General features: G+C 59.3%; 22 protein-coding genes. 11 read left to right on the forward strand and 11 right to left on the reverse strand.

Features of this window, described 5'->3' with window-relative positions:
• The first annotated feature begins 127 nt into the window (after nucleotides 1-127).
• On the forward strand, nucleotides 128-550 hold the full coding sequence (locus tag ACR0C9_RS14135) for a tellurite resistance TerB family protein (RefSeq protein WP_170455499.1): 423 nt from the start codon (nucleotides 128-130) through the stop codon (nucleotides 548-550).
• Nucleotides 551-555: 5 nt separating this feature from the next.
• Here ACR0C9_RS14135 and dacB read toward each other — a convergent pair whose 3' ends face one another.
• From dacB to ACR0C9_RS14150, 3 genes are all read right to left on the reverse strand, one after another.
• Complete coding sequence (gene dacB, locus ACR0C9_RS14140) at nucleotides 556-2,034, reverse strand: D-alanyl-D-alanine carboxypeptidase/D-alanyl-D-alanine endopeptidase (RefSeq protein ID WP_480781289.1); 1,479 nt, start codon at nucleotides 2,032-2,034, stop codon at nucleotides 556-558.
• A gap of 66 nt (nucleotides 2,035-2,100) precedes the next feature.
• Nucleotides 2,101-2,721 carry a nicotinate-nucleotide adenylyltransferase gene (locus tag ACR0C9_RS14145; protein WP_170455504.1) on the reverse strand — a complete coding sequence of 207 codons (621 nt, stop codon included), beginning with the start codon at nucleotides 2,719-2,721 and terminating at the stop codon, nucleotides 2,101-2,103.
• Nucleotides 2,722-2,753: 32 nt separating this feature from the next.
• Nucleotides 2,754-3,221 (reverse strand): MOSC domain-containing protein, encoded by a 468-nt coding sequence (locus ACR0C9_RS14150; protein WP_170455505.1) that lies wholly within the window; start codon nucleotides 3,219-3,221, stop codon nucleotides 2,754-2,756.
• A 103-nt stretch (nucleotides 3,222-3,324) separates the two neighbouring features.
• Between ACR0C9_RS14150 and ACR0C9_RS14155 the strand changes: the two genes are divergently transcribed.
• The 4 genes from ACR0C9_RS14155 to ACR0C9_RS14170 all read left to right on the forward strand — a co-directional run bounded on the left by ACR0C9_RS14155 (nucleotide 3,325) and on the right by ACR0C9_RS14170 (nucleotide 7,229).
• Nucleotides 3,325-4,707, forward strand: a complete 1,383-nt coding sequence (locus ACR0C9_RS14155) for a P-loop NTPase fold protein (RefSeq protein ID WP_170623939.1) — start codon at nucleotides 3,325-3,327, stop codon at nucleotides 4,705-4,707.
• A gap of 76 nt (nucleotides 4,708-4,783) precedes the next feature.
• Nucleotides 4,784-6,451, forward strand: a complete 1,668-nt coding sequence (gene ettA / locus ACR0C9_RS14160; RefSeq protein ID WP_480781290.1) for an energy-dependent translational throttle protein EttA — start codon at nucleotides 4,784-4,786, stop codon at nucleotides 6,449-6,451.
• 230 nt (nucleotides 6,452-6,681) lie between these two features.
• Nucleotides 6,682-7,056, forward strand: a complete 375-nt coding sequence (locus ACR0C9_RS14165) for a hypothetical protein (protein ID WP_480781291.1) — start codon at nucleotides 6,682-6,684, stop codon at nucleotides 7,054-7,056.
• Nucleotides 7,029-7,229: a hypothetical protein gene (locus tag ACR0C9_RS14170; RefSeq protein ID WP_480781292.1), complete on the forward strand. Its 201-nt coding sequence runs from the start codon at nucleotides 7,029-7,031 to the stop codon at nucleotides 7,227-7,229. Before ACR0C9_RS14165 ends, ACR0C9_RS14170 begins: the two co-directional genes overlap by 28 nt.
• A 91-nt stretch (nucleotides 7,230-7,320) precedes the next feature.
• On the opposite strand, the gene ACR0C9_RS14175 is transcribed toward ACR0C9_RS14170, so the two are convergent.
• Nucleotides 7,321-7,857 (reverse strand): REP-associated tyrosine transposase, encoded by a 537-nt coding sequence (locus tag ACR0C9_RS14175; RefSeq protein WP_480781293.1) that lies wholly within the window; start codon nucleotides 7,855-7,857, stop codon nucleotides 7,321-7,323.
• 204 nt (nucleotides 7,858-8,061) lie between these two features.
• Between ACR0C9_RS14175 and ACR0C9_RS14180 the strand changes: the two genes are divergently transcribed.
• Nucleotides 8,062-8,268, forward strand: a complete 207-nt coding sequence (locus ACR0C9_RS14180; RefSeq protein ID WP_170378838.1) for a cold-shock protein — start codon at nucleotides 8,062-8,064, stop codon at nucleotides 8,266-8,268.
• A gap of 163 nt (nucleotides 8,269-8,431) precedes the next feature.
• Complete coding sequence (locus ACR0C9_RS14185; protein ID WP_170455512.1) at nucleotides 8,432-8,986, forward strand: L,D-transpeptidase; 555 nt, start codon at nucleotides 8,432-8,434, stop codon at nucleotides 8,984-8,986.
• Nucleotides 8,987-8,994: 8 nt separating this feature from the next.
• Here ACR0C9_RS14185 and ACR0C9_RS14190 read toward each other — a convergent pair whose 3' ends face one another.
• Both ACR0C9_RS14190 and ACR0C9_RS14195 read right to left on the reverse strand, forming a co-directional pair.
• Entirely contained in the window at nucleotides 8,995-9,609 is a 615-nt protein-coding gene (locus ACR0C9_RS14190; RefSeq protein WP_480781294.1) for an SOS response-associated peptidase, read from the reverse strand.
• Between the two features lie 3 nt (nucleotides 9,610-9,612).
• A complete protein-coding gene (locus tag ACR0C9_RS14195; protein WP_170455516.1) occupies nucleotides 9,613-10,293 on the reverse strand; it encodes an arylesterase in 681 nt (226 codons plus the stop codon).
• Between the two features lie 12 nt (nucleotides 10,294-10,305).
• On the opposite strand from ACR0C9_RS14195, the gene ACR0C9_RS14200 reads away from it, so the two are divergent.
• Together ACR0C9_RS14200 and ACR0C9_RS14205 are read left to right on the forward strand one after the other, a co-directional pair.
• Nucleotides 10,306-11,001, forward strand: coding sequence for an ATP-binding cassette domain-containing protein (locus ACR0C9_RS14200; protein ID WP_170455518.1), 696 nt, complete (start codon nucleotides 10,306-10,308; stop codon nucleotides 10,999-11,001).
• Nucleotides 10,998-13,526: an ABC transporter permease gene (locus ACR0C9_RS14205; RefSeq protein WP_480781295.1), complete on the forward strand. Its 2,529-nt coding sequence runs from the start codon at nucleotides 10,998-11,000 to the stop codon at nucleotides 13,524-13,526. Before ACR0C9_RS14200 ends, ACR0C9_RS14205 begins: the two co-directional genes overlap by 4 nt.
• Before the next feature lie 2 nt (nucleotides 13,527-13,528).
• Here the strand turns inward: ACR0C9_RS14205 and ACR0C9_RS14210 are convergent, their stop codons facing one another.
• Nucleotides 13,529-13,975, reverse strand: coding sequence for an RrF2 family transcriptional regulator (locus ACR0C9_RS14210; RefSeq protein ID WP_480781296.1), 447 nt, complete (start codon nucleotides 13,973-13,975; stop codon nucleotides 13,529-13,531).
• 93 nt (nucleotides 13,976-14,068) lie between these two features.
• Here ACR0C9_RS14210 and ACR0C9_RS14215 point away from each other — a divergent pair, with 93 nt between their 5' ends.
• Nucleotides 14,069-14,680 carry a gamma-glutamylcyclotransferase family protein gene (locus ACR0C9_RS14215; protein WP_480781297.1) on the forward strand — a complete coding sequence of 204 codons (612 nt, stop codon included), beginning with the start codon at nucleotides 14,069-14,071 and terminating at the stop codon, nucleotides 14,678-14,680.
• A gap of 14 nt (nucleotides 14,681-14,694) precedes the next feature.
• Here the strand turns inward: ACR0C9_RS14215 and gltX are convergent, their stop codons facing one another.
• The gene (gltX, locus tag ACR0C9_RS14220) at nucleotides 14,695-16,020 is read right to left on the reverse strand and encodes a glutamate--tRNA ligase (protein WP_480781298.1); all 1,326 of its coding nucleotides are present in this window, start codon (nucleotides 16,018-16,020) and stop codon (nucleotides 14,695-14,697) included.
• Nucleotides 16,021-16,236: 216 nt separating this feature from the next.
• Between gltX and ACR0C9_RS14225 the strand changes: the two genes are divergently transcribed.
• Nucleotides 16,237-17,169: an MBL fold metallo-hydrolase gene (locus tag ACR0C9_RS14225; RefSeq protein ID WP_480781299.1), complete on the forward strand. Its 933-nt coding sequence runs from the start codon at nucleotides 16,237-16,239 to the stop codon at nucleotides 17,167-17,169.
• 4 nt (nucleotides 17,170-17,173) lie between these two features.
• On the opposite strand, the gene ACR0C9_RS14230 is transcribed toward ACR0C9_RS14225, so the two are convergent.
• From ACR0C9_RS14230 to ACR0C9_RS14240, 3 genes are all read right to left on the reverse strand, one after another.
• Nucleotides 17,174-18,505 carry an NAD(P)/FAD-dependent oxidoreductase gene (locus tag ACR0C9_RS14230; RefSeq protein WP_480781300.1) on the reverse strand — a complete coding sequence of 444 codons (1,332 nt, stop codon included), beginning with the start codon at nucleotides 18,503-18,505 and terminating at the stop codon, nucleotides 17,174-17,176.
• A gap of 152 nt (nucleotides 18,506-18,657) precedes the next feature.
• On the reverse strand, nucleotides 18,658-18,930 hold the full coding sequence (locus tag ACR0C9_RS14235) for a hypothetical protein (protein WP_170455532.1): 273 nt from the start codon (nucleotides 18,928-18,930) through the stop codon (nucleotides 18,658-18,660).
• 270 nt (nucleotides 18,931-19,200) lie between these two features.
• A complete protein-coding gene (locus ACR0C9_RS14240; protein WP_480627277.1) occupies nucleotides 19,201-20,859 on the reverse strand; it encodes an NAD+ synthase in 1,659 nt (552 codons plus the stop codon).
• Between the last annotated feature and the right edge of the window lie 45 nt (nucleotides 20,860-20,904).

A 20,904-nucleotide genomic window follows, 5' to 3' on the forward strand; every position in this document is an offset into this window, starting at 1 on the left:
TGACCCATCCCGCTCAGGTCCTTATCAATTCTTATCGGTACTCGATCTGCGACCAAACAAGCTGTTGAACCCGCGCGCAGCGGTGCCTATCGTGCGCCTCTGAAGGCCTTCAATCAGGACGTAGCTCATGACCGATCAAACCCCTCATCCCATGTCCCCGCAGGATTGCCTTGTGGCGATCATGGTCGCGGTCTCCGCATCGGACGAAAACATCCGCACGGCTGAGCTGGTCAAGATCCAGGGCGCGGTGAACATGCTGCCGGTCTTTGCCGGGTATGACGCGGACCGCACCCGGCATGTCTCGCAAATCGTGTTCGACCTGTTCGAGCAAGAGGATGGTCTGGACGCCTTGTTTGGCCTGATCCGGGACAACCTGCCCGAGCGTCTGAACGAAACCGCCTATGCGCTGGCCTGCGACGTGGCCGCTGCCGACGGATCCCTGGCCGAGACCGAGCTGCGCCTGCTGGAAGAAATCCGGTATGAGCTGAGCATTGACCGCCTGCACGCCGCCGCCATCGAGCGTGGCGCACGCGCCCGTCACGTGGTCTGACGGTTTCAACTGCCGTAAAGCGCGCCCCAGCGCTCAATCAGCGCCCGTTGCAATTTGCGCGACCGCCGGTTCCAGGCGCGCGCGCCCTCGGGGCGTTCGCGAAGGGCACGAGGGATCGTCGCGCGGTGATCGACATCTGCAGTAAAGATCGCAAAGGCCAGCTCCGATCCATCCGCCGTTGTCAGAAAGCCGCCCAGACCTGAAACGAAGTTCAGCGTTCCCGTTTTGGCATCCACTTTGATCGGGTGATCCTTTACGGGCGTGCCATTCTTGTCGGTCAGGGAAAACGGCTTCAACAAAGGGCGCAGCGCCCCGGCCTTGCGCGCCTGAACAAAGGCCGCAACCAAAGCCTCCGGTGCCATGCGCGATGCGTCGCCCAGCCCGGAATGATCCACCATTGCAATCTGATCGACCCCATAGACCTCAAGCGCCCAGCGGTTCATCTCTGCCGCCGATTCCGCAAGGTCCTGCGGCATCACTCCGCGCGCCTTGGTCGCTGCCATTCCCACCATCTCGGCTGTCAGATTGGTCGAGTATTTCAGCATTCCGCGCAGGATACTGTCCAAACGATCGCTTTGATGGACAATGAGGGTGGTGCCTTGCGGCGCCTCGCGCGTGACTTCAACCCGGTCCAGAACGATCCCGTTGGCACGGGCTAGAGTTTTGAACACATCCCCCGCATAAAGTGCAGGTTTGCGCACCGGCAACCAACGGGCACCGCCGTTGCCCAAGGCTCCTTTGGCGACGGACCAGCGGTCCTGCCGCGCACTGGGTTGATAAGTGTAAATCGGCAGGCTGCGCCCTTCGACCCGCATCGACGCCACGTCAACATCCGGGCGATACTTGGCGGTGCGGGCGTCCATTGTGACGTCGTAATTGGTGCCGTCCCGTTTCCATTCAAAGTGAACCCGGTTGAAATTCAGTGAAATACCGCTGATGGCCGGGCTATAGCCCAGATGATCCGGCTGTCCGGGGTCGATGCTGAACACGAAAGGCAGCGCGCCGTCATAAACCTTGAACGCGCCGCGCACCTCGGTAATGCCCGCCTCGCGCAGATTGGCCGCCATCGAGGCCAGATTGTCGGTGTCCAGCAACGGATCACCTCCGCCGGCCAGGATCAGATCCCCCTGCAATATGCCGTTTTCAATTGGCCCAGCCGCGATCAGGCTTGTTTCAAAGCGATGATCGGGTCCAAGCACGTCCAGCGCGTAAAGCGCGGTCAGCGCCTTGCCCACACTGGCGGGCGGCAATCCCATCTCGCCCTGAAACGCCTCAAGCTGCGCACCGGTGCCAACATCGGCCACCGCGAACACGACGTCGCCTTTCAGACCGGCCGCCCGGACAAGACGTTCGGCGCCGGTCAACTGCGGCCCGCGCGCCTGCGGCCGAAGCGAGACCAAAGGGGCCTGCGCCAATCCCGTCGCCGGGATCAGGGACGCCCCGATACCCCCCAGAAAAAACCGTCGTGAAATGCGATCAACCATGGGGCAATTAAAATCCCAGCGATTAAAATCAGACAACCATTGCATGATAATATGCAGGTGATGTGGCTATTCCGGCAACACTCCGTTGCGCCAATCGCCGCGATTGCGCAACTCGGTCGAGCTGACATCGACCATCGGTACATTCACGAAACACCAGGCCGGAGCCTGTGCCCGCCCCAGCAAATGCCGCGCCTGCCCGTCAATCCGGTAGCGGGCATAGAGCCGCGCCGCAGGCGACATCCGGGCACTGATCCGATCCCCCGGACGCGCCACCACACCCACCGGCACGCTGTCCATGATCTGCCGCCAGTCTTTCCAGCGATGAAACTGCGCCAGATTATCGGCCCCCATCAGCCAGACAAATTTGACCTGCGGATATAACCGGCATAGCGCCGCCAGAGTGTCCGCCGTCGCCCGCGTTCCTGTCAGCGCCTCGATATCCGTGATCTCGACATCCGGGTGCTGTATGACCCCCCGCGCGGCCTTGACCCGCTGCGCCAGAGGGGCCGGTCCGCGCTCCTTCAACGGATTGCCCGGAGACACCAGCCACCACACCCGATCCAGCCCAAACGCCTTCATCGCCTCAAGCGTCACATGCACATGGCCCTTGTGCGGCGGATCAAAGGACCCGCCGAACAGCCCGATCACCTGCCCGGGCCGCGCATATGGAATGTCGTATCGCTCCATCCCACGCTGATGTTCAGAACTGGCGGGCGTTGTCAATCAACCGGCTGCACCGCATCACCCAGCTTGACGCGCCCGGGCCGGAGGACTTCCGCACACCAACCACCATGCCCCCGCACGGCAGAATAACCCCCTTTGCCCAGCGCCTCCTCCATCCGGCTGCACGGCGCACAGATCACGGTAAAGCGCAAGATGGCCTCGCCCACCTGCACCTCACGCCCTTTGAGCGCCGCCAGATTGATCCCGGAAACCACCAGATTGCGCCGTAGAATGTCGGGCGAAACCGGCCCCTGCCCGAGATACGAGCCTATCGCCGCCAGATGCTCCTGCTGAATTAGAGTCACCGCCCGCTTGCCTGCGCGACTGCGGTCGCCGTCCAACCCATCGGCAGAGATCATGGCCTCGTCCACAATAATCACCTCCGACCGCCGCTCAGACCGAAGGCCGATCCATTCAACACGTCCCGACTGTGCCCAACCAGCAATGAGATCTTTCAGGGACATCAAAGGCTCCGAGATTTTCACACCTCCCCTCATCTAGCAGTCTGGCCGTTCCTGCGGCAGCCGCTAATAGTAATGCTGATTGATTTGTGAATTGGAACCAAACATGCGCCTGACCATCCCCGAACCCAAGATCAAGCTATACAAAGATGGGTTTGACGAGCACGACAAACTCTCACGCAAACCCACCGGCGACAAGTTGTCGGAACTGGTCGAGCGCATCGACGACCCACTTGTGATCGCTTTGGACGGAGCATGGGGCTCCGGCAAGTCATTCTTCCTAAAGTGCTGGGTGGGCGAGCATCTGAAGCGAGAAGGAAACACGACCCAAACCGTTTACTTCGACGCGTTCAAACATGACTTTCTGGACGATCCTTTGATTGCGTTGACCGGAGCGATTGCCGAACGGTTCGAAGAAACGAACGACGAAGCGGCTCAAAAGGCTTGGAAGACAGCCAAGCAGGTCGCCCCTGCCCTCGCGCGCGCACTTGTTCGTACCGGCGCGTCCGTCGTGACTGCGGGTCTAGTAACCAAAGCAGACGAATTGGCGGAGGCCGCGATCAAAACCGTTGCCGGTGAGCTTGATGAAGCCGTGACTGATTTCTGGAAATTAGAAAATGGTAAACGCGCGGCAATGGAGGGTTTCAGACGGGCACTGGTCGATCTGACCGAGCCAGATGCCAGCGGAGCGCCAAACCGAAAACTGATCGTTGTGATTGACGAACTGGATCGTTGTCGACCCGACTTTGCACTCTCCGTTCTGGAAACAATCAAACACTTTTTCGACGTGGCAGGCGTCCAGTTCGTTTTGGGCGTAAATCTAGAGGAATTACAGAACTCAGTTCGCGCTCGGTATGGAAGACAGACAAACGCAAATGCCTATCTACAGAAATTCATTCACGTTCAGTTCAAACTGCCATTAGAAACAGGCAAGGCATCAGCAACAACACTTTCAAAGTATTTAGCCCTCGTCGCTGAACATACCAAGAGCAAGAACACTCAAGGTGTCGGTCTACTAAACCTCTACACCAAGCACGGTTCAGCAACTCGCGAATTGACACTTCGCGAAGCGGAAAGGGTGTGTGCTTTGGCTTCCATTGCCGCTCCAATAGACACTGACTGGGGTGGGAAGTACGCGGCATGGTTGGTGCCGGGTCTGCTGCTTATCAAAATCAAAAGGCCGGAGCTCTACACATCATTGAGAGCTGGAAAACTTCCAAAAAACGAAGTGCTCGAACAGTTGGGCTTGGCGCGCGTAGAACTTGATGAACACAGCAAGCCCCGCAATAGCCAGCGACATATGCTAATATTGATATGGCACTATTACTTGGACCCTGCCTTTGGTGACAGACCGGTACTCGGTCAGAGTGAACTTAATTTTGAGAACGACTTTGTTCCTGACGATCTTCGGAACGTACCGCGCACAGAGCTTCTCTCCGCACTCATCAACGATTACCTAGAGGTGTTTCAGCCACTCAACAATCATTGACGGGCATCATTGCCCCCACCCAACGCATCCGCTATCACACCGCCCAACCCAATTTCCCCGACCCAGAGGACGCGACATGGCCGCCTATCAATATGTCTACCACATGCAGGGTGTCTCAAAGACCTATCCCGGTGGCAAGAAGTGCTTTGAAAACATCCACCTGAGTTTTCTGCCCGGCGTGAAAATCGGTGTTGTCGGCGTCAACGGCGCGGGTAAATCGACGCTGATGAAGATCATGGCCGGTCTGGATACCGACTTTACCGGCGAGGCATGGGCAGCCGAGGGCGCCAAGGTCGGCTATCTGCCGCAGGAACCGCAACTGGACGAAAGCCTGTCGGTCCGCGAAAACGTCATGCTGGGCGTGGCCGCTAAAAAGGCCAAGGTCGACCGGTTCAACGAAATCGCCATGGAGATCGCCGAGAATTACTCGGACGAGTTGATGGAGGAAATGACCACCCTGCAGGACGCTATCGACGCCGAAAACCTGTGGGACCTCGACAGCCAGATCGACGTCTCGATGGAGGCGCTGCGCTGCCCGCCGGACGATGCCAACATCGCCAACCTCTCGGGGGGTGAGAAACGCCGCGTGGCGCTGTGCAAGCTGCTGCTGGAAGCGCCCGACATGCTGCTGCTCGACGAACCGACCAACCACCTGGACGCCGAGACCATCGCCTGGCTGCAACAGCACCTGATCGATTACAAAGGCACCATCCTGATCGTCACCCACGACCGCTATTTCCTGGATGACATCACCAGCTGGATTCTGGAACTCGACCGTGGCCGGGGTATTCCTTACGAGGGCAACTATTCCGCATGGCTGGAACAAAAAGCCAAACGGCTGGAACAGGAAGCGCGCGAGGACAAGTCCAAGCAGAAGACCCTGCAGCGCGAGTTGGAATGGATGCGTCAGGGCCAGAAGGCCCGTCAGGCCAAATCCAAGGCCCGGATCAACGCCTATAACGAACTGGCCGAACAGTCCGAGCGCGAAAAACTGACCCGCGCGCAGATCGTCATCCCCAACGGCCAGCGCCTTGGCGGCAAGGTGATCGAGGTCGAGGGCCTGTCGAAACACATGGGCGACAAGCAACTGATCGAAGGGCTGGACTTTGCCCTGCCCCCCGGCGGCATTGTCGGCGTCATCGGCCCCAACGGTGCCGGTAAATCGACCCTGTTCAAGATGCTCACCGGGCAGGAACAGCCCGACAGCGGCACCATTACGCTGGGCGACACGGTCAAGCTGTCCTATGTCGACCAGTCCCGCGACGACCTGAAAGACAACGACACCGTGTGGGAGGCGATCACCGGCGGCGCCGAAATCATCCAGCTGGGTGACGCACAGGTCAATTCCCGCGCCTATTGCTCGTCCTTCAACTTCAAGGGCGGCGATCAGCAAAAAAAGGTCTCTCTGCTGTCAGGTGGTGAGCGCAATCGCGTCCACATGGCCCGCCTGCTGAAAGAGGGCGGCAATGTCCTGCTGCTCGACGAACCGACAAACGACCTCGACGTCGAAACCCTGCGCGCGCTGGAAGACGCCCTGGTCGATTTCGCAGGCTGCGCCGTGGTCATCTCGCACGACCGTTTCTTCCTTGACCGGATTTGCACGCATATTTTGGCCTTCGAAGGTGACGCGCATGTTGAGTGGTTCGAGGGCAACTTCGAGGATTACGAAGAGGACAAAAAGCGCCGTCTGGGACCGGACGCGCTGGAGCCCAAGCGGTTGAAGCATAAGAAATTTGCGCGGTAAGTACTTCGTGCTAAAATAGGCTCCAGTGTATTGATTGCATTGGAGCTGTTTTATGGAGCCAAAAATTGTAATTGATGTGTCCGAGATATTGAAACTGGTCACACCAGAAATTGAACGTTGGTCGCAGATTACAAAAGACAAAAGGGAAGAACGTCGGCTTGTGGCATATGTCGACGACATGCATCCAACATATCTTCGAAACACAAGCAGAATGTGACCTAGAAGCGATTATGAGCCATGTTCATGATGTGCCTAGTGAACATTTGATCAGACAGAGCCTGACAAGAATCGGCGCAACAAGACTCTTCGGTAGGGAAAAAGAGACGTATCGAAGAAAACCAACCCCCGAAGATGTTAACAGAAATCGCGCACTTAAAGAAATCGCCAAAGACTGCGTAGAACAGATGTTCTCCGAGAATGAGAGGGTTTCTTTTAGCGAAGTTAAGGCTCGAAACCCGGAACTGTCTGTAGAAGATGACTTGCGGGAGATTATTACTCAGCTGGGAGGAAAGCTCGTCGCCCGCGAGGAAAACGAACCGTTTGGAGACATCTATTTTAGGAACAAAATTACACGGAGATGGAAGAGAAAAGAATTGAAAAGCTAAAAAACAACGGAAATGTGTTGTTAACCTTCTGTGCATTGTCTTTGTTTTGGGGGTTTTTAAATATTCAATCTGAATTTGGAATACTATTTTTCATTGCAGCTATCGCAACGGGTGTCTCAGGTGCTATGCAACGTGCAAAAGCTGCAGAAGCGGAAAAAACAGAGACTGAGTAAATTGAGTGGTTTCGCAATGAGCAAGCGTGGAATGGGTGCTTGCACCCATCGTTACTGAATTCCAATCTACCTCATCAAATGATGGGTGAAATCACCCACCCTGCGGCTCGCCAAACGTTCCTTCGGTGATACCACCACTCCATTCCGGATCAACTCGACCCGCACGAATATCGCGATGGATTGACGAATACGGCCAATCGGTTGGACGTTCGACCAACCCATGTTTGACCGGATTACCCCAACAATACGCCATGTGACTCCGATAATCCCGTTCGTCGCGGATACAATGTTCCCAAAAACGGCGTTGCCAAATACCGCGCTCCTGTTTGGCGACCTTCGACTCGCTTCGTGGACCGAACTCCGCTGCGGCTCGCACAAACCGGCTTTTGATCAATCGCCAACGCGTCGAATAATCCGCATCCCCCGGCGGCAGGGTCCAAACCGCGTGGATATGATCCGGCAACACAACAAACGCATCACACCAGAACGGTCTCTCACGTTGAGTCACGGCAAAGGCCGCGCGTAAATGCGCCACGTCTCGTACCAACAAATCCGACGTTCTGTCGGCCAGTGAGACAGTGAAGAAGTACTTCGCTCCGGGTATTCGAACGCGGCGATAATTGCTCATGCGGGCATCCTGCCGCACTCATGGCTACCAATTCGTTAACCAAATCCACCCTTGCCACATGCCCACCCCAATGCCATATGCAAAGGGCTTACGTTTTTCTATTTCGACCTACTGTCTCCTTCCACGGCGCTCAGTCATTCGATCCAGACTACGACGCCAGGCTGCCGCATCCACGTGGGCAGCACCAATCAGGAGACAACGGATATGCCCGCAGGCACCGTAAAATGGTTCAACACCACCAAAGGCTACGGCTTTATCGCACCCGAAGATGGCGGCAAAGACATCTTCGTTCACATCTCGGCTGTCGAGCGTTCGGGCCTGACAGGTCTGGCCGACAACCAGAAAGTCACATACGAGCTGCGCTCGGGTCGTGACGGGCGCGAAAGCGCTGACAATATCGAGCTGGCCTAAGCCAGTCACAGGGTGAGGCGCAATCCTCACCCTTTTTTACTGCGGCGCAGCGCGAAAGCAGAACACATCACGTTTCCGTTATATTTGCCCTAGAAATGACCAGATTTGCTATCATCCTGACAGTATAGTCATGATTGCATTGGTCATTTGAAGAGGCTCACCCATGTTCACACGCCGTGTGTTTCTTGCCGGAACGGCTGCCAGCCTGCTGCCGGGTATCGCCAGCGCCAAGAAGGCGGTCGAGTACGATCCGACACCGCAATTTGTGCGGATCAAGAAGCAATTCGTTCCCGGTCAGCTGCTGGTCGTGCCCCGATCCTTCTACCTCTATTACGTGACCGAACCGCGCAAGGCGATCCGTTACGGCTGCGGTGTCGGCAAGGCGGGACTGGAGTTCACGGGCACCGCAACCATCGACGTCAAGAAGGAATGGCCCACCTGGCGGCCTACAGATGAGATGATCGAACGTGATCCGGTGGCTTACGCCAAGTTCAAGGACAACGACTATGTGCAACCGGGCGGAGGGGACAATCCGCTGGGCGCCCGTGCGCTGTATCTTTTCCAGAATGGGGTCGATACGTATTTTCGCATTCATGGGACGACACAGCCGCAGACGATCGGACGGGCGGCCTCGAACGGGTGCATCCGGATGCTGAACGAACATGTGGTCGATCTGTATAACCGGGTTCCGATTGGAACGGTTGTAACCGTGGTCTGACCGGCTGGTCAGGGCGCGGACCAGTCTGCGCCCTTTGCTTCTTCGATATGCAACAGCCCGTCTGGCCACGGGCGCGTTAACTGTTTGGCCTGATCTTCCGAGCCGGTCAGCCATAAATCAATGCCTGCGCGATCCAGCAGCACGCCCATCCGGTGGTGGATGGGTTTCACGTCGCCATTCGGCTCGCAGGTGACGGCTGCAAACTGATCGACCTGTAGGCCGCCCGGGGCCTGCCAGGTGTCGGTAATCGCCGCGAAGAACAGTGGCGCGCCGTCAGCCGACGAGATACGCCATGCTGTCTTGCGACGCTTCTCTCCGGTCCATTCGTACCACCCATCCACCGGGATAACTGCGCGGCCAACGCCCTCAAACGCGGTTTTGTCGAACACGGTCTCGGAGCGGGCATTGATGATGGTCTCCATCACCGGGCGCCCTCGGGCGTTGACCCGACCGACCGGGATCATGCCCCAGCGCATGGGCACCAGCCCGGATTGCGTCAGCACCAGCATCTCTTGACCAGGCTGGATGTTGCTGCGGGGCGGTTGTTCGGGGACATCCGCCGAAACACCAAGCAAATCGGCGATTTCGGCGATAGGTCGCGTCAGAAAGAACCGTCCCGGCATGAGCTACCCTTGTTCTGCGACCTCGTTGGCCAGTTGCAGCACTTTTGGCCCCAAAGCCTCGACAATAAGGGCGACGCCCTTGGCGTTGGGATGAATGCCATCGGGCTGCATGAACGCGCCAACAGCATTCGGATCGTCAACCGCCGTCAGCCCTTCAAAGAAGCTGTCTGCGTAAAGCGTCTGATACTGCTGCGCCAAATCGGGATAGATGCTGTCGAAGCTCTGCTTGTAGTCCGGGCCATAATTGCCGGGGGCTTGCATGCCCACCAGTAACACCTCAACCTCCCCCGCTTGCGCGGTGGTCAGGATCTTCTCGAGGTTTGATCGAGACACATCCGGGTCGATCCCGCGCAGCAGATCATTGCCGCCCAGCGCGACGATCATCCCATCCACCTCGGGCGTCAGGGTCCAGTCCACTCGCGCAGCACCACCGGCCGTGGTATCGCCCGAAACACCCGCATTGATCAACCGGACATCCGCGCCTTGCGCCTGCAGCCACCGTTCCAGTTGCGAAACAAACCCGTCCTCTTCAACCAGCCCATAGCCTTGCGTCAGCGAGTCCCCCAATGCGGCGATAATCACAGGTTCGGCTGTGGCCGCAAAACCGCAGCTTGCAAAAAGGCCTGCGATCAAAGTCTTGCGCAAAGTCGTATCCGCTCCATATCCCACAAGTGTTGCCTCCATTTGGAAAGACCTATGACTCAGCCTGTTCTTTCGCTCCAAAATGCCGCTTTGTCGCTGGATGGCAATGCCGGGCGTGTGGATATTCTGCATGGCATCACGCTGTCGGTAAAGCAGGGTGAGACCTTGGGGCTGGTTGGGCCATCCGGGTCGGGCAAGTCATCCCTTCTGATGCTGATGGGTGGGCTGGAACAGGCGACCGGAGGCTCCGTCACGGCCTTGGGGCAGGACCTGACCGGGATGGACGAGGATCATCTGGCGCGGTTCCGGCGCGATACGATGGGTGTGGTGTTTCAGAACTTCCACCTGATCCCGACCATGACTGCGCTGGAAAACGTAGCCACGCCACTGGAACTGGCCGGTCACAAGGATGCCTTTGCCCGGGCCGAGGCCGAGTTGGATTCGGTTGGCCTGTCGCATCGGCGCGACCACTATCCGGCGCAGTTGTCGGGCGGTGAGCAGCAACGCGTGGCACTGGCCCGGGCCTCGGCCCCGCGCCCGCAGATCCTGCTGGCGGATGAACCCACGGGAAATCTGGATGAGGCAAACGGGGCCGCCATTGTCGATTTGCTGTTTGGCTTGCGCGACAGACACGGCGCGACGCTGATCCTCGTGACCCATAGCCATACACTGGCCGACCGGTGCGACCGCGTTGTCCGCCTGCGCGACGGGCGCATTGCCGAGGATGCACGGAAAGAGGCTGCAGAATGAGCCTACGACTGGCCGGGCGGCTGGCGCGGCGGGAACTGCGCGGAGGCCTGCGCGGATTTCGTATCTTTCTGGCCTGTCTGGCCCTTGGGGTCGCGGCTATCGCCGCTGTGGGATCGGTCCGATACGCCATCCAGACCGGGCTGACACAGGAAGGCGCGGCACTGCTGGGCGGCGACGCCGAGTTGGAATTCACTTACCGTTTTGCCACCGCAGAAGAGCGTGCATGGATGGAAAACACCGCCGAGGCGGTCTCGGAGGTTGTCGATTTCCGGTCGCTCGCGGTTGCCCCGCTTGACGCGGGCACTGAGCGCGCGTTGACGCAGGTGAAGGCCGTTGATGCCGCCTATCCCTTGCTGGGTGAGGTTGGGCTGAACCCTGACATGCAGCTGTCTGATGCGTTGGAGGGGCACAACGATCTGCCGGGCGCGGTGATGGAGCAGGTTCTGATGGACAGGCTTGGCCTTTCGGTGGGCGATGTTTTTGCGCTGGGAACGCAGGATTTCGTTCTGATGGCCGCCCTGACCGCCGAGCCTGACGGGGCCGCAGACGGGTTTGGCCTTGGTCCCCGAACGCTGGTTCGCACCGCAGATCTTAGCGCATCCGGCTTGTTGGAACCCGGCACTTTGTTTTCGACCAAATACCGGTTGGACCTTCCTGAAACAGCCAATCTTGAGGTAACCGCAACCGAGGCCGCCCGGACCTTTGAAGGCACCGGAATGCGCTGGACAGATGCCCGAAACGGAGCGCCCGGCATTGCCGAATTCGTCGGGCGGCTCAGCGCCTTTCTGGTTCTGGTGGGCCTGTCTGGCTTGGCCGTGGGCGGTATCGGCGTGTCCGCCGCCGTACGGGCGTACCTGTCGCAGAAAACGGAAACCATCGCCACACTACGCACATTGGGGGCGGATCGGGCGACCGTGTTTCAGACCTATATGATCCAGATCGGGCTGTTGTCCGGGATCGGCATCGTCATTGGATTGGCCCTGGGTGGATTGGCCCCTGTCCTGCTGGCCCCCATCATCGAAAGCCAATTGCCCGTCCCGGCGGTGTTTTCGATCTATCCCCAACCCCTGGCCGAGGCTGCCCTGTATGGCTTGCTGACAGCGTTTCTGTTCACCCTCTGGCCGCTGGCCCGAACCGAGAAGGTGCGCGCCGCCACCCTGTTCCGCGACGCCCTGACCTCGGCCCGGCAGATACCCCGGTTGATTTACGTTCTGGCAACCGGGCTGGGTCTGGCCATTCTGATCGCAGCGGCGGCGTGGTTCAGCGGCTCGGCGCGGCTGACGCTTTGGACCAGTGGCGGGTTGGTCGGGGCGCTGTTCCTTTTGTCACTGGCCGCTTTCGCAATTCGCTGGCTGGCCCGCAAGGGCGTTCCGTGGTCGCGCGGCCGCCCGCCACTGCGTTGGGCACTGGCCGCCATCTCGGACCCACGCGAAGGCGCGGGGTCTGTGGTTCTGTCCCTTGGTCTGGGCCTTTCTGTGCTTGCCGCCGTGGGCCAGATCGATGGTACATTGCGCAATGCCATCTCGGGCAATCTGCCGGACGTTGCGCCCTCGTATTTCTTTGTCGACATCCAGAAGGATCAAATGCCCGGTTTTACCGAGCGTCTGGAAACCGACCCCGCTGTCAGTCGCCTTGAAAGCGCACCGATGCTGCGGGGGATCATCACCCAGATCAACGGTCAACCCGCACGCGAGGTTGCAGGCAGCCACTGGGTTCTGGAAGGCGACCGGGGCATCACCTACTCTGCCCTCCCGCCCGAGAATGCGCGCATCACGGCGGGCGAATGGTGGGCTGAGGGCTATGCAGGTGACCCCCAGATCAGCTTTTCCGCCGAAGAGGCCGAGGAAATGGGCCTGAAACTTGGCGATACGCTGACCGTGAACATTCTGGGCCGCGACATCACCGCGACGATTACATCCTTTCGCGAGGTTGATTTTTCGACCGCCGGCATCGGCTTCATCATGTCGATGAACCCGTCGGCGCTGGCCGGTGCGCCACATAGTTTCATCGCCACCGTCTATGCCGAAGAACAGGCCGAGGCCGCGATCCTGCGCGATCTGGCAGGTCAGTTCCCCAATATCACCGCCATCCGGGTGCGCGATGCCATCGACCGGGTCTCGGGCCTGTTGGCGGGGCTGGCCTCGGCAACGTCCTACGGAGCCGGGGTGTCGCTGCTGACCGGGTTTCTGGTGCTGATCGGCGCAGCCGCAGCCGGAGAACCGGCACGCCGGTACGAGGCTGCAATCCTGAAAACAATCGGGGCCGACCGCCGCCGCATTTTGCTCAGCTTCACCCTGCGTGCGATGTTGCTGGGTGCCGCGGCAGGCTTCGTCGCCCTGCTGGTCGGTATCTTGGGCGGCTGGGCTGTGGCGACCTATATCTTCGACACCGGGTTCGCGGTGATCTGGCCCTCGGCACTGGGCATCGTGATCACAGGGGTCATCGTCACCCTTGTCGCGGGGCTGATCTTTGCGCTGCGCCCCTTATCCGTCCGACCCGCCCGCATTCTGCGCGCCAGCGACTGAGCTTAACGCATACAGGCGACCGGCTGCAGGATTTTCAGCAGCGGATCATTATCGCAGACCAGCGCATCCAGCGTGATGTCGTCGAGCGATGCGTAAAACACCTCGGCGGCGTCCTGCAAGGCCACCCGCAAGCGGCAGGCGTCGGTCAGCGGACAGGTATTGTCGGCATCCGCAAAACACTCGGCAACCGGCAGCGATCCTTCCACATGCCGGAATACGGCACCAATGCGGATCTGATCCGCCGGGCGTGCCAGAGACATGCCACCATTCCGGCCGCGCTGCGTGCTCAGATAATCCAACTGACCCAGTTGATTGATCACCTGCGCCAGATGGTTTTCCGAGATGTTGCACACTTCGGCGATCTCGGATTTAGTCACCAGCCGCTCCGGGTGCGCCGCGCAATACATCAGCAGGCGCACAGCAATATTCGTTCGTTTGGTAATCCGCATATGGGCCTCCCTCACATAATGATGCAGCCTTATTGCATGTCCGGGAAAAAAGCGGTTTGACATACATCAATCGATCGAAAGGCGCGTTCGCAGATGGCAGACCCCTATTTCTTTGGCTATGGCAGCCTTGTGAACCTGGCCACCCATGATTTTCCCGACCCACGACCGGCAAAACTGAAGGGGTGGCGGCGGGCCTGGAAACACACCGATCTGCGCCCGGTCGCCTTTCTGACGGCGGTCCCAGACCCCGAGTCCGAGATCGAAGGCATGATCGCGCATGTTCCCAAGAACGACTGGGCCGCACTGGATGAAAGGGAATGGGCCTATGACCGGATACCCGTGACACAATCGGTCACACATCCACTGACCCATGACGTTGAAATAGCGGTCTATGCCGTCCCGCAGGCCCGGCATAATGCGCCGACCAATCACCATCCTTTACTGCTCAGCTACATTGACGTTGTCGTGCAAGGGTACCTACGCATTTTCGGACCAGACGGGGTGGACCGGTTCTTCGCCACGACCGATGGCTGGGAGGCACCTGTGTTGAATGACCGGGCCGAACCGAGATATCCGCGCCACCAACAACTCAAACCGGACGAGACCGCCTTTGTGGATGACCGCCTGCAGCGCGCGTCGGTGAAGATCATCCAACCACAACAACAAAAAGAGGCAGACGAACTGCCTGCCTCTTTCAAGTTCTAGATTGTCAGGGGCATTCAGCCCCGCGCGCGGATCACCTGCAGCAAGGGCAGCAGCGCCGCCATTTCAGGCCCGCGCTCCATCCCCGTCAGCGCCTTGCGCAGCGGCATGAACAGGCCCTTGCCTTTGCGGCCCGTCGCTTCTTTTACTGCTTTGGTCCATACACCCCATGTCTCTCCGTCAAACGGGCCTTCGGGCAGCAGCGCCATGGCGTCCGAGATGAACTCCCGGTCTTCATCCGCGATCAGAGGTTCCGCCCCATCCCGGCACAGTTCCCACCAGCCTTTCAGATCGGACAGAGTGGTGATGTTTTCACGCGCCATGGCCCAGAACGGCTCGGCCAGTTCGGCAGGAACACCCGCATCGGCCACAGCATCAGCAACTTCCGCCAGCGGCAGCGATTGCAAGTGTTTCGCGGTCAGCGGGAACAGGTCCTGCACGTCAAACTTGGTCGGCGCAGCCCCAAAGCGGTTCACATCAAACCCATCGATCAACTCGGCCATGTCCGAGCGTAGTTCGACTGGATCAGACGACCCCAGCCGCGCCATCAGGCTCAGCAGCGCCATAGGCTGCACGCCCTGCTCGCGCAGATCGCGCAGGGCCAGCGTGCCCAGACGTTTCGACAGCGCCTCACCCTGTGGGCCGGTCAGCAGCGAATGATGCGCGAAACGCGGACAAGTTCCGCCCAGCGCCTCGATGATCTGAATTTGCGTCGCCGTGTTGGTCACATGGTCCGAACCGCGTACCACGTCCGTCACACCCATCTCGGTATCATCCACAACCGACGCAATCGTATAAAGAACCTGACCATCGCCACGGATCAGCACCGGGTCCGAAACGGACGCCGCATCGATCGAGATGTCACCCAAGATGCCATCGGTCCACTCGATCCGCTCATGATCCAGCTTGAAGCGCCAGACGCCATTGCCACGTTCGGCCCGCAGCACCTCTTTTTCAGCGTCCGACAGGTTCAGCGCAGCGCGGTCATAGACCGGCGGCTTGCCCATGTTCAGTTGCTTTTTGCGCTTCAGATCCAGCTCGGTCGGCGTTTCAAACGCCTCATAAAACCGGCCCATCTCGCGCAGCTTGTCGGCGGCTTCGGCGTAGCGATCCAGACGGTCCGACTGACGCTCGACCTTGTCCCAGTGCAGACCCAGCCATTCCAGATCCTGCTTGATCGCGTCGACATATTCTTCTTTCGACCGCTCAGGGTCTGTGTCGTCGATACGCAGGATGAACGTACCGCCTGCCTTGCGGGCGATCAGATAGTTCATCAGGGCGGTGCGCAGGTTGCCCACATGGATGTAACCGGTGGGCGACGGGGCGAAACGGGTGGTTGTCATGGGTGTCTCCTGTTGGCGCGGCTCTTGTCACAAAGGCGCGATTTTGTCCAGCAGGGGTTTCGGATCGTTCGCACCATACCCAGCTTCAAGATCGCGGGACGAAAACCATGGAACACGTAATGTTCATCCAATTGCGTGCCAAACCGGGCTATACACTGGCGCACGACCCGCAACGAACTAACTTATTATCTGGCGTTCTGACAGGGAGACGAAGACATGGCCATCAACTTAACACGCAGAGCGGCCCTGGGCGCCGCCGCAGCCCTTCCATTCGCATCCGCAACAACCCCGCTATTGGCAGCCGGGGCCGAGACCAAGGCGAACTCGACCATCGCAAGATCGTTCCAGTTGGGCGATTTCACCGTCACAACGCTGCTGGACGGCAGTCTGCCGCGCGATGGCGCGCAAGAGATCTTTGGCGGCGGTGCATCCGACGAAGACTTTGCACGCGTCTCGGCGGAAAACTTCATTTCGCCCGACGTTGCGCAGTTCTTCTTTACGCCGACGCTGGTGAATACGGGGGCCGAGCTGGTTCTGTTCGACACCGGGCTTGGTCAGGGCGGCATTCAGGCGGCCCTCGCAGATGCCGGAGTGACACCGGATCAGATCGACGTCGTTGTCATCACCCATATGCATCCCGACCACATTGGCGGTATGACCACCAATGACGCTGAGACATTCCCCAATGCGCGCTATGTCACCGCCGCGCAGGAATATGACTTCTGGTCCGCTCAGGAGGCTGGCAACCGGGTCGGTGATCTGGTCGCGGCAAAAGTCACACCTTTGGCCGAGAAAATGACGTTCATCGAAGATGGCAGCGACGTTGTCTCTGGTGTGACGGCAATGGCGACGTTCGGCCATACGCCCGGCCATATGGTTTATCACCTGGAAAGCAATGGCCAGCGGCTGATCCTGACGGCAGACCTTGCCAATCACTATGTCTGGTCCTTCGCGCACCCCGAATGGGAGGTTCGTTTTGACATGGATAAGGCTGCAGCCACCGAATCCCGCCGCAAAATCCTGGGCCTGCTGGCCGCCGACAAGGTGCCGATGATCGGCTATCACATGCCGTTCCCGGCTGCCGGGTATGTCGAGACCCGCGGCGAAGGGTTCCGCTTTGTCCCGGTCAGCTATCAGATGATGGGCTGACGCCTCAATACCCAGGGTCCGGCCGCACCCTTGAGCCATCCGTGAAACGCGACAGGCGGAAGGCGGCCGGATCCACACAGGGCGTGGACTGCATCACCAGATCGGCCATCAGGCGACCTGCACCGGGCCCGATGCCAAAACCGTGGCCGGAAAACCCGGTGGCGATGAACATGCCGGGGATATCCTCGACGCCCGAGATTACCGGGATCGCGTCGGGCGTCACATCGATCAGACCGGCCCAGCTTTGCACCACTTCGGCCTGCTGTAGCGCCGGAAACGCCTTTGTCGCGTTGGCCCAGGATGTGCGCAGGGCCTTCGGCGATGGCTCGGGGTCCAGGACGCGGCAATGTTCGAACGGGGTCACATCGGTAGGCACCCACGACCGGTCCTGCGCCACCTCGGCCTTCCAACGACCAGAGAGCCGAAAGCGCAGGGATTTCCATTCCTGAAAAAACGCAGGCAGGAATTGCGATGCAAGGCGAAAGCTGTCGGGTACGATGTCATAGGTGTTTTGATGGGCCGAGGCGATGGAATACCCTCCATCCGCGCGTTTTCGGATTGCAAAGTCATCGGACCACAGCGCTGTGTCCGGCCCATCCTCGACAGGTGAGCTTCGCAGGACGGTGTTCAGCACTTTCAGCTGCGGCAGATCAATGCCTGCATTGCCCGCAAACAAGCGCGACCACGCGCCGCCTGCCAGCACCACCCTGTCGCAGGCCACGCGCCCGCGTTCCGTGAACACGCCGGCAACGCGTCCGCCCTGCACGTCAAGGCTGCGCACGGCGCAATTGGTCATGATCGCCGCCCCCCGGTCGCGGGCCCCTTCGGCAATCGCAGGTGCCGCAAGCTGAGGCTCGGCGCGCCCGTCCTGCGGCATGTGCAGCGCGCAATCGAGTGTGCCGGTATAGCCGGGCAACATTTCCGCCAGTTCAGACGCTGGCACAATCCGCGCCCCGGTTTGCAATCCGTCCAAATGGCGCAACCAGCATTGCAGATTGCCGGCCTCCCGCGCCCCTGATGCACCGAACAGGATGCCCGATTGCACGTATCCGGTTTGCCGTCCAAGACGATTGTCCAGGTTTTGCCAGATCCGGGTGGCTTCCTGCATCAACGGAATTTCGCGCGGGTCGCGCATCCCCAGACGCACCCAACCCCAATTGCGCGAACTTTGTTCCCCCGCGATCTGCCCCTTTTCACACAACAGGACGGACACGCCCCGTTCGGCCAGTTCCAGCGCGGTTGAAACGCCAATGATACCGCCGCCGATCACGACGGTGTCTACGGATTTTGGCAGGGAAAGATCGGATTCAAATGGGGTCGGTTTGGGACCGGGCATTTACCGCTCATACTCAATTTATCAGAGTACAAGGATGCTGAACTTGCCGGTCCTGACAACAGGTTTTCAGCACAGCCCTATCAAATGTGCGGACGTGTGGCAGCCGCGCCAAAGCATACGCCCGGCGGGTCACTTCAGGTTCTGACTCAGAGTTAGGCGGCGCCGGACAGTTCAGCCCATTTCTGACGCAGTGACGCCGACAATCCGGCCTCTTTTGCGTCGGCTTGCGCCGAAACCTCTTTTTGCGATTTCAGATCGGGAAATTCCAGCCGCTGCGATGGTTCGGCCTTGTCTTCCGCTGCTTGTTCGCCAAGCAGGTCAGCAATGGCCGCGTCCAGCTTTTCTTCATCCAGTTCCTGCGCCGGAGATTCCATCGTTCTGTACTGCCACGGCGCGTGCAGAGACTTATCGTATTCCTCGTACATGTTAACACCACACTATTAACTCAGACATCCAACCCCGGATGCGCCGCACGAGACAAAAATCACTTGTCGAAAAACTGCGAACTTAACAGCAATGCGTCACATCCGCCCCACATTGGGCAACTTCCAAGCATAAATGTGGCAGAAAAATGTCAGCCGAACAAGGTTAAGAACCCCTTTGGGGCCATGATTTCAGCCTCAATGACCCACAAATGGAAACAATATAAGGTCATGATGCGGAACTGTTTTCAGAAACAAGGCCGCGTATCGGCCTCAGCCCCGATCCCGCCAGCGATTCACGATGGGATAGCGTCTGTCCAGCCAGAACGCACGGCTGGTCAGACGGGTGCCGGGGGCAGACTGGAACCGCTTGTATTCGCTGATATAGACCAGATGTTCGACCTTGCGGGCGTCCTGTTCGCCATATCCGGCCGCGACACAATCGGCGATGGAACCGTCCTGATCCACCAGAATGTTCAGAATACCGTCCAGCACCGGATAATCCGGCAGGCTGTCGCTGTCTTTCTGATCTTCGCGCAGCTCCGCGCTTGGAGGTTTGTCGATGACCGAGGGGCGAATGACTTCACCCTCCGGGCCCATCATCCACGCACGGTGATTGGCATTGCGCCAGCGGCAGGTCTCGAACACGCGGGTCTTGTAGAGGTCCTTGATTGGGTTGTAGCCGCCATTCATGTCCCCATAGATCGTGGCATAGCCCACCGCGACCTCGGATTTGTTGCCCGTGGTCAGCAACATCTCGCCAAATTTGTTCGAGATCGCCATCAGCAGCACACCGCGCAGGCGGGACTGGATGTTCTCTTCGGTCAGGTCCGCGTCGCGCCCTTCAAACAGGGGGGCCAGCGTATCCGTTACCGCAGCCCGGCTGTCCGAGATCGGAACAAAGTCGTAGTGCACGCCCAGCGCTTTGGCGACCGCCTCGGCATCGTCCAGTGAGGCCTGGCTGGTGTATTCCGACGGCAGCATCACGCAGCGCACATTCTCTGCCCCGATGGCATCCACGGCTATGGCCGCGACCAGAGCGGAATCTACACCGCCCGACAGACCCAGCAACGCCTTTTTGAAACCGGTCTTCCCCATATAATCGCGTAAGGATTCCACCATGGCGCGGTAATCCTGTTCCCACGCATCGGGTTGAGGCACAATCTCGGCGGGGATAATCCGCCAGCCGTCATCGCCCCGCTCAAGGTCCACATGGGTGACGGTTTCGTCAAAAACCGGCATGCGAAAGGCAAGCTCTCCGCCCGGGTTCAGGCCGAATGTGGCACCGTCGAACACCTGATCGTCCTGCCCACCCACCATATTCAGGTAAATCAGCGGCAGGCCGGTCTCGACCACCCGCGCGACCATATGGTTCAGGCGCACATCGTATTTGTCCCGGAAATAAGGCGAGCCATTGGGGATCAGCAGAAACTCGGCCCCGGTTTCTTCCAGCGTTTCGGCAACATCCGGGTGCCAGCTATCCTCGCAGATCGGGCTGCCGATGCGCGAGTTCCCGACCGAATACGGCCCGCCCAGAGGGCCGGAATCATACAGGCGCACCTCGTCAAAAACCGTCTCGTTCGGCAGGTGATGTTTCAAAACCTTGCTGGTGATCCGCCCGCCCTTGAGGATCAGATAGGCGTTGAACAGGCTGTCGTTCTCGGCCCAAGGTCCACCAATCGCCACAGCCGGACCATCCGCGCATTGCGCGGCCAGATCCTGCACCGCTGCCATCGCGGCACGGTGGAAGACCGGCTTCAGGATCAGGTCCTGCGTGTTGTACCCGGTGATGAACATCTCGGGAAACGCCACAAGATCGGCCCCGGCCTCGCGGGCTTGCTCCCACACGGCCAAGGCTTTGGCTGCGTTGCCCTCGATATCGCCCACGGTGGGGTTAAGCTGTGCCAGAGTGATGCGGAAACGGTCGGCCATGCTGCCCTCTTGCCCTCGTTGGTGCTAATGCATTTAGCAGATCGT

It is taken from the genome of Ruegeria sp. C12 (assembly GCF_056537745.1).